Origin of the sequence: Lysinibacillus pakistanensis, from assembly GCF_030123245.1 — a bacterium.
Lineage (GTDB): Bacteria > Bacillota > Bacilli > Bacillales_A > Planococcaceae > Lysinibacillus > Lysinibacillus pakistanensis.
Window position 1 is genome coordinate 1,905,548 of record NZ_CP126101.1, and the last position, 11,843, is coordinate 1,917,390.

The window sequence follows — 11,843 nt, forward strand, 5'->3', positions numbered from 1 at the left end:
TGTCATTTACATTGTATTTATTATAAAACTCTAGTATAATGTTTCGTATCATCATGAAATTCGAGTAATCGCTGCGGCGCTAGACGTCGTAGAGGAAAGTCCATGCTCACACGGCTCTGAGACGACCGTAGTGTTCGTGCTTACTGAAAAAATAAGGTAAGGCAGCTGTTATAGGCTGACGGCGGAAGGAAAACCTAAGTCTTCTGATATGGTTGAAACTTCCTGAAAGTGCCACAGTGACGAAGCTTGCTTGGAAACTTGCAAGGTGGAACGAGGTAAACCCCACGAGTGAGAAACCCAAATTATGGTAGGGGCACTCTCTAGAAGGAATTGAACGGATAGAGGGACAGAGTTATCTCTGTAGATAGATGATTACTACCCGGTCGTACGAGGTGCAAACTGTTTGAGTACTCGGGAACAAAACATGGCTTATGGAATTTATGATGCTTAACTACGAAATAACAAGCGCTCTCCAATTTGGTGGAGAGCTTTTCTTTTGAGTTTATCTTGATTCAGCAGATCTTTATTGTGCGAAAGCGCAGCGACAGCAACAATTCTTTACTGTGCGAAAGCAAAGCGGCAGCAACACGGTTTTATCTGTGCTAAAGCGCAGCGACAGCAACAGATTTTTCCTGTGCGAAAGCGCAGCGACAGCAACACGGGTTTATCTGTGCGAAAGCGCAGCGTCAGCAGCAACAACAACAACACACGACGGAGTGACCAACATCACGTTGGCCCAAAGTCCCTGACGGATGTCACGGATTTTGAAGAGGAGCTTTTGAGGGAGCTTGAAAAAATCCAGACGCAATTAGGCTGGGGCGTAATGGATTAAGAACATGGTACTTGTTAATCATGGCTAGACATGCGCGATAAACGTTTAAGAATAAGGCAACATACTGTTTGTTATGCCTCTGTCTCTACGCATCTAAGCAAAACATCTGAAACTGTTATCGCAACGATGTACATATTTGTCTACAAACTAGTAGGCTGCGCATAGGCGCTATTCTATAAATGAGGGTAGTTTAGAGAGAGAGAATGGAGCGGAAACATGAACGGAGCGAACGATTGGAATAGTCAGGGGAAACTTAATTCGATTTCCAAATACCCCACTGCCTTAATTACAAAAATCTTCGAAAATGTCTCTGAAGGCATAATGATTACGGATAAAGATAAAAAAATTGAAATGGTGAATCCTGCATTTGAATTTGTAACAGGCTATAAGCGTGAAGAAGTTATTGGAAAAACGCCTGCTGTGCTACAGTCAGGTGTACACGAATTAAATTTTTATCTAGAGATGTGGCAAAAAATACGACAAGATGGCATTTGGCAGGGAGAAATATGGAATCGTCGGAAAACGGGAGACGTTTATCCAGAATGGTTAACAATTATTGGTGTAACCAATGATAAGGGTGAAGTTACAAATTACTGTGGTATTTTCACGGATTTATCTGAAAGAAAAATAGTTGAGAATGAGCTAGAGAAACGTTTGTTAACGGACTCATTAACTGAAGTATCCAATCGATTTGCTTATATTGAAAGAATGGATGGTCTTCTAGAATCTACTTCTACTATCTCCCATTCAGTTCAACATGCTGTCTATTTTTTAGACTTAGACAGATTTAAGCAAATAAATGATACATTAGGCCATGCGGTTGGCGATACGATTTTAGTAGAAGTGGCAAAGCGTATCAAAACATTGTTGAAAAATAAAGATATCATTGCAAGGTACGGTGGCGATGAGTTTATTATTACGTTAACCAATGTAAAAAATGTTAAAGAAGCAGCAAAATTTGCTGAGCAAATTATTGGTATAATTGAAAAGCCTTTGGATATAAATGGGCAGAATGTTTTTATCTCTACAAGTGTCGGTGTAAGTATGTATCCAGTAGATGGCGAAACTACAGAGCAATTAATTCATTGTGCAGATAAAGCAATGACCTATTCAAAAAAGAATGGTCTTAACGGCTATTCGTTTTATTTTAAAGAATTACAAACTGATTCACAGCGCGTGTTATTATTGGATTCAGAACTACGAAAAGCTATTAAAAATCGTGAATTTGACCTTCATTTTCAACCGAAAATATCTGTTAAAAATGAACAGATTCAGGGCATAGAGGCTCTAGTAAGATGGAATAATGAACAGCTAGGGTTTGTATCGCCAGCAGAATTTATTCCATATGCCGAGGAAACGGGATTAATCATTCCATTAAGCGAAGTCATTATAGAAAAAGCTTGTGAGGCAGTAATTGAGATGCAACAGCATGGACGCAAGTTACCTATTGCCATCAATATATCAAGCATTCACTTTAAACAACAAAACTTTTTGGAGTCGATTCAAGCGATATTAGAGCGTTACAATATGTCTGCAAACAATTTTGAGATAGAAGTAACAGAACGCACGGTTATGAATAGTGCGAACGAAACAATTAGCAAGCTAGTGCGACTTAAAAAAATGGGCTTTAAAATTTCAATTGACGATTTTGGAACGGGCTATTCATCTCTGAGCTATTTAGTGCGATTCCCGCTTGATTGTTTAAAAATTGATCGCAGCTTTATTCAACATATTGCCTCGCTCGATGAAAAACAGGCTGTAGTGGATGCGATTATCCAAATGTCCCACCGCCTAAAAATGAAAGTGGTTGCTGAGGGTGTAGAACAGGCACAACAAGTGGATATACTACGTAAAATGAACTGTGATATTATTCAAGGCTATTATTACAGCAAACCATTACCATTAAATGAGCTAATTGAATTTATGGAGTATTGGGAAATTGAGCATCAAGGAAGGAATTAGCATATGGCAAATTATAAATTAGTAGCAACAGCTGCGATGGGCTTAGAGGCGATTGTTGCACAAGAGGTCAAGGCACTTGGCTATGAAACAACAGTAGATAATGGAAAAGTCTATTTTGAAGGTGATGAAACAGCCATTGCACGAACAAACTTATGGCTACGTGTGGCAGATCGTGTAAAAATTGTTGTGGGTCAATTTCCTGCAACATCTTTTGAGCAATTGTTTGAAAGTGTCAAGGCTTTACCGTGGGAAAAATACCTGCCAGTAGATGCAGCTTTTCCAGTATCGGGCAAGTCTGTCAAATCAAAATTATTCAGTGTACCGGATTGCCAGGCAATTACAAAAAAAGCAATTGTAGAGCGTATGAAGCAGCACTATAAGCGTTTAGGGTTTTTGGACGAATCCGGTGCTACCTATAAAATTGAAGTTTCAATCTTAAAAGATATGGCTACACTTACTATTGACACATCCGGTGCTGGGCTACATAAGCGTGGCTATCGTCAAGCACAAGGTGAGGCGCCATTAAAAGAAACATTAGCGGCTGCTCTTGTGCAAATTTCAAAATGGAATCCGAATCGACCGTTCGTAGACCCATTTTGTGGTTCGGGCACGATTGCTCTTGAGGCTGCTATGCTTGGGCAAAATATTGCACCCGGCTATAACCGTGAATTTATTTCAGAGGCTTGGCCATGGATGAAGGCGAAAATCTGGGACGAAGTACGGGACGAGGCAGACAGCTTAGCGAATTATGAGCAACCTTTGGAAATTTTTGGGTCCGATATTGACCATCGTATGGTGAGTATTGCGCAAGAAAATGCACTTGAGGCTGGCTTTGGTGAAATAATTACGTTTAAGCAAATGCAAGCACGTGATTTTACGACACAGCTTACAGACGGCGTTATGATTGGCAATCCGCCATATGGTGAACGTATTGGTGATGTTGAAGTTGTAGAGCAGGTGATTCGTGACTTGGGAACAATCATGAAGAGCTATCCAACCTGGTCTGTGTATATGTTGTCCTCCATGAAAAACTTTGAGGAATTGTATGGTCGTCAAGCGACGAAGAAACGTAAATTATTCAATGGTTTCATTGAAACGAATTATTATCAATTCTGGGGACAAAAGTCTAAAAGAGATTAAACAATGATAACGGAAGATAAGATTTTTTTCTTATCTTCCGTTTCGTCGCGTATAATAGGACCAGATAGTTAGAGGGGGAACGTCAATTGCGTAAATCTTTACCTTTTGCATTAACAAAGGATCGTTCGTTTTTTGAGTCATTAGGTGACTGGATGGGCGACGTCCTTTATGATGAATTACCTGAAAAAGGCTTTGAATGCCGTGATGAGCAAATTTTTATGGCCTATCAAATAGAGCAGGCTTTAAAAGAAAAAAATGTGCTTTTTGCTGAGGCGGGTGTAGGAACTGGGAAAACGATTGCTTATCTTCTACCAGCTGTATCCTATGCACGTTATACTGGTAAACCAGCCCTTATTGCCTGTGCGGATGAAACTTTAATCGACCAGCTAGTAAAAGAGGGCGGAGATATTTATAAATTACAGAAAACGTTAGGGCTTGACATTGATGTGCGCTTAGCAAAATCAAGAGATCAATATTTATGCCTAAAGCGCTTTGAAGAGGCAGAAAAAGTAGAGACTGATGAATGGATTGATGATATTGCATTTTCTATACCTGATGGTGTATATGCTCAAGGATCGATGATTGCCATTCAGCCCTATGGAGAGCGTAGTGATTATCCAACAGTCAGTGATGAGGATTGGCAAAAGGTGAACTATAATGCCATTATGCAGTGCTCTGTATGTGATCAACGAAATCGATGTGGTCAAACACTACATCGTGCACATTATCGTAAATCCACGGATCTTATTATATGTTCACAAGATTTCTTGATGGAGCATTTGGCTACAAAGGAATCCCGTGAGCGTGAAGGGCAATTGGCGCTATTACCAGAAGTATCTATGATTGTGCTAGACGAGGGGCATCTATTAGAATATGCTGCTCAAAAAGCAATGACGTATAAAGTGCAGGCGACAACAATAGTTAAACTTCTAGAACGTTTAATGGTAGATGGTGTGCGAGAGCGGACACTGTATGCGATGGAAAAACTACAAGATGATCATGAGTTATTTTTCGATCAGCTTCGTGATGATTTAGTTGCTTCTAAAGAGGAGCGTAAACGTATCAATAAATCGCCAACACTATTAAAGTATGGAAAACAATTAGTTGACGATGTAGAAACATTACTCGAAGAATTTGTTTTTGAATCAGAGATGTATATGATTCCAGAATACGAATTGAATATGGCTGAGGAATATTTAGAACAATACCAAGCATCCTTACGTATTTTTATTGCGCAGGGTGATGCTGTTGATTGGTTAGAGGAAACAGACGGGGAAGAAACACTCGTTATCATGCCACGACTTATTACAGAAGTTTTAGCAGAAAAATTATTCTCTAAAAAACTTCCAATTGTCTTTTCATCAGCGACATTGTCTGTTAATAAGGATTTTTCATATATTTCCTATAGCTTAGGAATTCGGGACTATCAATCATTTTCTGTTCCATCGCCTTTTGACTATGAAGAAGTCATGCGAATTTATTTACATGAGCTTTCTCAAAAGGAGAAGACATCGCGTGTTCAACAGCTTTTACGTGATGGAGAAAAAACGTTAATATTATTTAAATCCAAACAAGCTATGGTAGATTTTAAAGCTGAATTACCACTTATGGAACGGATGTATATGGCTTTTGAAGGAGATCGTGAGCTTTCCGCCATTGTTCGTGATTTCCAGGATGGTACCGTCAAAATATTATGCTCCTATCATTTATGGGAGGGTCTTGACTTACCAGAGGAGGCATTAACACGTGTCATTATTTATGACTTGCCTTTCCCACCACATGATCCATTATTTGACGCAAAACGTACGTTTGCAGAAAATCCGTATGAAGAGGTAGAATTACCATTTATGCAATTGCGTTTACAGCAAGGAATGGGGCGCTTAATTCGTACTTCAAACGATCATGGGGATATTCATATTTTATTAAATGAACAAGAGGTTTCACAGCGTAAAACGTTTGAAAATATTTTAGCTGTTACACCAGAAATAAAGTAAGAAAAAAGCAGGTTTGCTTAAGTTTGCAAGCCTGCTTTTTGTTATATTAAAATAGTAAAAATGACATGGTATGTAGATGGAAATGAAAAAAGTGTTGAATATTTCTCTTTTAAGCTATATAGTTCTTTGTAATGCAACGAAAATTATTAAAATAAATTATTTTTTTTGTTGAAAATAATTTTGCAAAAGGTTTATAATGATGACAAGAAATTTTATGAATAGTCATTTTCAAGTTTGATTATTCTATGATAGGGGTGTTGAACCTGTCGAACATTCGAACATTGTGTAGTCAATATACAAACTTATCTTCAACAGATATAGACAAGCTATTAGAAATAGAAACTACACTATCCTATTATGCAGAATTGACAGATTGCTATATGTTTATAGATTGTATGTTGGAAAACCTACCACATGCAATTGTCGTGGCAGAAGCATTCCCCAAAAAAGAAAGACATTTATACGAAAAGTCTGTTATTGGAAAATTTGTTTTTGAGAGTTTTGAGCCAGCAGTATTTGCTGCTTTTAAAAATAAAGAAAAATCATCCATTTCTAGAGCCATCACACAAGAAGGTATAACTGTTGAACAAAATGTTGTCCCTCTCTTTAATAACGAGCAACAGGTTATTGCCGTGTTAATTCAGGAAAAAAAGGTGGAAATGAAAACAACACCGAAAGATGATTTTCAAAATATGCCCTTTGCTTTAATTGAGCATATTGTAGAACCAAATACTCAACCAATACCAGTCGTTTCTGATTTGTTAGTAGAATCTATTATTCTTACTAATCATGAGAACAAAGTAATTTATAGTAATCCTGCAGGCTATCGATTTATTTCAGAGCTTTCGGGGTTGGAACGTTTTGACAATGTTGCATTGAATAAGATTTTGCCATTTTTACAAGAGGTTTATGATAAAGGCGATGATGTTTTTTTCTTAGAAATTACGATTGATCGTAAATCCTTCATTGTGAAAAAAATTCCTATTCGCAGTCAAAATGATAAAGTAACACTTCTCATTATTCATGATCTAACAGAGCTAAAGCTGAAAGAAAATGAACTGATGATGAAAACATTTGCTATCCGAGAAATTCATCATCGTGTAAAGAATAATTTACAAACAGTTACAAGCCTATTGCGTTTGCAAATGCGAAATGACTTGTCAGCTTCCAATGCAAGTGCTTTTCAAGAGGCATTAAATCGAATATATAGTATTTCATCGGTCTATGAACTAATTTTAGAGAATGAGGATAATGCGGAAGAGAAAGTAGACGTTATCGCGTTATCTAAGAAAATTGGACATAAGATGGTGGGAACATCCAATACACCATCCATTCAATTAGTCTTTCATCACGAAGACATTCAGTTATTCTGTCATTCGAAGAAGGCTGTATCTCTCGCGTTAATCATTTGTGAGCTACTACAAAATGCATTGAAATATGCTTTTGTTGGTCGTGAGGAAGGTACAATCGACATTCAATTTTTACAGGATGCTTCCGTCATTTCACTTCATATTTCTGACAACGGCGTTGGGATGCAAGAGGTGAAGGCATCGTTTGGTATGGAGATAATAACAAGACTTGTTGAATATGATTTAGCTGGCACATTTACAATTATCCCTAGTGAAGAAGGTACACATACTCAAATTCAGTTTCCTGTAAGTGAGGAGGTATTTATCCTAAATGACTAGGAAAGTAATGATTGTTGAAGATGAGTCACTAATTGCTATTGATTTAAAATTTATGCTTGAAGATAATGGCTACGAGGTAGTGGCACAAGCAAACAATGGAGAATCGGCAATTGAGCTGGCTTTTGCACATAAGCCTCAGTTAATCCTAATGGATATTAAAATGCCCAAGCTAGACGGATTAAAGGCTAGCAAAATTATTGAACAGCAATTGGGAATTCCAGTGCTATTTATATCAGCGTATAGTGAAAAAGAATTGCTTCTATACATGAAGCAAGATAATATTTTAGGATATGTTATGAAACCGTTTTCTGAGAAAAATGTCCTTCCAGCGTTGGAAGTAGCATTTCATCAAATTGATAAATTCAACCGTTTAAACGGAGAATTACTGCATAAACAAACAGAATTAGAAAAACGCAAAATTATCGAACGTGCAAAAGGTTTACTGATGCAGTCAGAAAATCTTAGCGAGGACGAGGCGTATAAAAAAATTCGAAATGAAAGCATGCAGACTCAACAGGAAATGGTGACGATCGCGAAACGAATTATTAATACCTTACAAGTAAATAGTTGAAGCAAAGACGCTTTAAAGAGATTTCTTCTTTAATGCGTCTTTTTTTATATAGATTTATCAAAAACAAAGGGGTGATGAGTAGGATGGCAATGATAGGAACGATCATCGTTTATATTATTATGATTTGTGCTGTTTTAGGGGCAATCGGAGCGATTCGAGATGCTGAGTATGGGATTGGTAAGGAATTTATGAATGGTATCCATACAGTTGGTCATATTTTCGTCCCAGCAGCAGGGATCATGGCTGCTATACCTTACTTAACATGGTTTATTAGTCATTTTATTAGTCCAATTTTTGAGTTAATTGGTGCAGATCCTGCCATTGCAGCGACAACTATTTTAGCTTCGGACATGGGAGGCTATCAATTAGCAAATGCTTTAAAAGAGTCATATGAGGGATGGGTAATGGCTCTAGTTGTTGGGTTTATGTCAGGGGCAACCATTGTATTCTCAATTCCGATGGGTCTTGCGATGTTAGATAAACGTGATCATAAATATATGGCATTAGGTATTATGGCCGGCGTTTTAACAATTCCAATTGGAGCATTTATTTCATCTATCATGATTGTGCTATTCAATACAGAGGTTCGTGAAGTAATTAGTACAACTGAGGCACCAACATATGTATTTGCTATTTCTGTGTTACAAATTTTAATCAACTTATTGCCTTTATTTATTTTCGTTATCTTAATTGCGTTAGGACTAAAGTTAATTCCAAATGGCATGATTAAGGGCTTCATGATTTTTGGGCGCGTTATGGATGCTGGTATCAAGCTTGTACTGGTGTTCTCTATTGTAGAAATTTTCACAGGAATCTTTACGAAGGTTTTTGGAGCATGGGGCTTTGATCCGATTATGGCAGATGAGATCGATCAATTCCGAGCGTTAGAAACAGCTGGGTACATCGGTATTATGCTAGCGGGTGCATTCCCGATGGTGTACTTAATAAGAAAATATGCCTCTAAACCTTTAGAAGCAGCAGGGAAAAAATTAGGCTTATCATCAGTAGGAAGTGCCGGTATTTTGGCAACAATTGCTAATATCTTAGCAATGTTTACACTGATTCGTCATATGCCACCAAAAGATAAAGTCATTAATATTGCCTTTGGGGTGTGTTCGGCATTTTTACTTGGAGATCATTTATCGTTTACGGCTAACTTTCAGCCAACCATTATTTTACCTGTTATCGCTGGGAAGTTTTTAGCTGGTGTGATTGCGATTATTCTAGCCTATAAATTGTCTGTACCAACAGCTTTAAGATTGGAACAGGAAGATCGCAAGGCAGGCATTATCAAAGAAGGAGAATACCTAACAGACAATAAGTCTTAATAATTTGAAGAAAGAGGTGATGACGTGTGAGTGAAGAAAAAAAGCGGTTTATACAGGAGTTTGTGCCCGGTAAGCAACTAACATTAAGTCATCTAATCGCAAATCCAGATCCTGATATGTTTCAAAAGCTTGGTATTCAAGAAGCAGGTGCGCTTGGCATTATGACATGTACACCTAGTGAAACAGTGATTATTGCTGGTGATTTAGCCACAAAGTCAGCCAATGTAAAACTAGGATTTTTAGATCGCTTTACAGGCAGTCTAGTGATTGTTGGTAGTGTCTCTGAGGTGGAAATGGCGATGTTAGAAATTAACCGTTTTTTATCAGAAAAGCTAGGCTATACACCATCAAAAATAACGAAGTCATAGGATGTGCTCCGTATGAAAAATCGAGTAATGATAATAGGCGGTGTGCAAGCAGGTAAGTCAACGCTAATGAATGCATTATTAGGGAAAGATAGACAAGCCGAAAAAACGCAAGCTCTCGTTTTTAATGACTGGATTGTAGATACGCCCGGAGAATATATTGAAAATCCAATGTATTACAGAAATATTATGGCGACATCACTTGAAGTAACACATGTGATTTATTTGCAGGATGCCACGTCATCGAGAAGTGTTTTTCCCCCACAATTTAGTTTAGGCATTCCAAAGATTCAAATTGGCGTGATTACAAAAATCGATGCGCCTCTTGCAGATGTTGATAGAGCAACAGCATTATTACAAAATGTCATGACACATGGTCCTATTGTCAAAACTTCTTCATGGCAAAATCTTGGTATTGAGTTGATTGCACCATTAATTCAGCTCAATACTAACGAAGAAATTCGCCAATTTGTCAAGGATCGTGATAGTCCTTATCTCATATATAGCTCTTAGCGGCGAGAGGGAGGAGTAAGTTGAAGACAGAAAAAATTTATAGTGCAGGTATTGATATTGGAACTAGTACAACAAAAATGGTTGTTAGTAGTTTTCTGTTGAAAAATGTTGCAGGGATAACGCATGTGCCACGGATCGAAATAATTGAAAAAAAGGTGTTACATCAAAGTCCTATTATTAAAACGCCATTTATCAATCACGAAATTATTGATATGGCAAAGATCGAACAATTTATATTTCAGCAATATCAACTTGCTCAAATCTCACCAGCAGAAATCTCTACAGGAGCCATTATTATTACAGGTGAATCTGCTACGAAGGAAAATGCCAGTGAGGTTATTCACGCAATTTCGGACTCAGCTGGTCATTTTTTAGTGGCAACTGCCGGTCCTGATTTGGAAGGAATTATTGCTGCTAAAGGTGCAGGTACAGTGCAACAATCAAAAAATACTGCGAAAGTTATTGCGAATATTGATATCGGTGGCGGTACCGCGAATATTGCAGTTATGCAGTTTGGTGAGGTTATTGGTACATGCACACTTCATGTTGGTGGTAGACTCATAGAATTTCATAATGGGAGAATTCAATCGATTTCACCACCGATTAAGAAGCTAATGGGAAAGTGGTCACACCCTTTACAGCTTGGTGATTCAGCTAGCGATGCTCGTGTGGCACAGCTTATTCAAGAATTGGTAAGCACATTAGTAAAAACGCTAAATGGTCAATTAACAGATGAGCACCATCCATTACTGTTAGGCCATTTACCTAACTGGGTTAAGCCAGTTGACGCTATTGTCTTTTCTGGTGGTGTAGCTTCCTGTATCTATGAAAATGATTGTACACAGCGTCAGTATGATGATATCGGCGAAAGTTTAGCGAAAATGTTAGTACAGCACGAGCAGCTACAATCATTTTTATGGCTACAGCCTGAAGAAACTGCTCGAGCTACGGTAACGGGTGCAGGTATGCAAACAACAGAAATAAGCGGGGCAACCATTCAGGTGGATGAAGATGTACTACCACTGAAAAATGTGCCAGTGTTCAATTGCCATATGAATACAGCTACAAAAGCATTTGATGAGACGGTGAAGATGGCAGTGGAGAGAGCAGATGCCTTATTTTCCACACAGGGCAATCGTTCACCATTTGCCCTCTATTTTAGCGAATTACCGTATTTAAGCTTTCATGATGTACATGCATTAGGCGAGGCCATTTTACAGCACTTGGCAACAAGATGCTCCAAGGAAATACCAATTATCATAGTCATTCAATCAGATTATGCAAAGATTATTGGACAAACCATTCAGGCAATTAATTCAACGGTTCCAATTATTTGCATCGATCAAATCAAAGTGGAGACAGGTGATTACATCGACATAGGAGAGGTTCTGCCATCTGGCGTTGTTCCTGTTGTTGTGAAAACTCTTGCCTTCCACTCAAAGTAAGGAGG

The 11,843-nt window shown here is 38.0% G+C and carries 9 protein-coding genes and 1 other RNA gene; all 10 read left to right on the forward strand.

Annotation, left to right across the window (positions count from 1 at the left end; translation table 11 throughout):
• The first annotated feature begins 56 nt into the window (after positions 1-56).
• The 10 genes from rnpB (at position 57) to QNH24_RS09110 (ending at position 11,838) form a co-directional block, all read left to right on the forward strand.
• Positions 57-437, forward strand: an RNA gene (rnpB, locus tag QNH24_RS09065) — RNase P RNA component class B.
• Between the two features lie 611 nt (positions 438-1,048).
• Entirely contained in the window at positions 1,049-2,794 is a 1,746-nt protein-coding gene (locus QNH24_RS09070; RefSeq protein WP_283871713.1) for a sensor domain-containing protein, read from the forward strand.
• Between the two features lie 3 nt (positions 2,795-2,797).
• Positions 2,798-3,934, forward strand: a complete 1,137-nt coding sequence (locus tag QNH24_RS09075) for a THUMP domain-containing class I SAM-dependent RNA methyltransferase (protein WP_283871714.1) — start codon at positions 2,798-2,800, stop codon at positions 3,932-3,934.
• 86 nt (positions 3,935-4,020) lie between these two features.
• Entirely contained in the window at positions 4,021-5,928 is a 1,908-nt protein-coding gene (locus QNH24_RS09080) for an ATP-dependent DNA helicase (RefSeq protein ID WP_283871715.1), read from the forward strand.
• A gap of 245 nt (positions 5,929-6,173) precedes the next feature.
• Complete coding sequence (locus QNH24_RS09085; protein ID WP_283871716.1) at positions 6,174-7,616, forward strand: sensor histidine kinase; 1,443 nt, start codon at positions 6,174-6,176, stop codon at positions 7,614-7,616.
• On the forward strand, positions 7,609-8,187 hold the full coding sequence (locus tag QNH24_RS09090) for an ANTAR domain-containing response regulator (RefSeq protein WP_283871717.1): 579 nt from the start codon (positions 7,609-7,611) through the stop codon (positions 8,185-8,187). The genes QNH24_RS09085 and QNH24_RS09090 overlap by 8 nt, the downstream gene beginning before the upstream one ends.
• A gap of 83 nt (positions 8,188-8,270) precedes the next feature.
• A complete protein-coding gene (gene eutH / locus QNH24_RS09095) occupies positions 8,271-9,515 on the forward strand; it encodes an ethanolamine utilization protein EutH (RefSeq protein ID WP_283871718.1) in 1,245 nt (414 codons plus the stop codon).
• Positions 9,516-9,541: 26 nt separating this feature from the next.
• The gene (gene eutS / locus QNH24_RS09100) at positions 9,542-9,883 is read left to right on the forward strand and encodes an ethanolamine utilization microcompartment protein EutS (protein ID WP_283871719.1); all 342 of its coding nucleotides are present in this window, start codon (positions 9,542-9,544) and stop codon (positions 9,881-9,883) included.
• Between the two features lie 12 nt (positions 9,884-9,895).
• Positions 9,896-10,393: a EutP/PduV family microcompartment system protein gene (locus QNH24_RS09105; protein WP_283871720.1), complete on the forward strand. Its 498-nt coding sequence runs from the start codon at positions 9,896-9,898 to the stop codon at positions 10,391-10,393.
• Positions 10,394-10,413: 20 nt separating this feature from the next.
• Positions 10,414-11,838: an ethanolamine ammonia-lyase reactivating factor EutA gene (locus tag QNH24_RS09110; RefSeq protein WP_283871721.1), complete on the forward strand. Its 1,425-nt coding sequence runs from the start codon at positions 10,414-10,416 to the stop codon at positions 11,836-11,838.
• Positions 11,839-11,843: the final 5 nt, after the last annotated feature.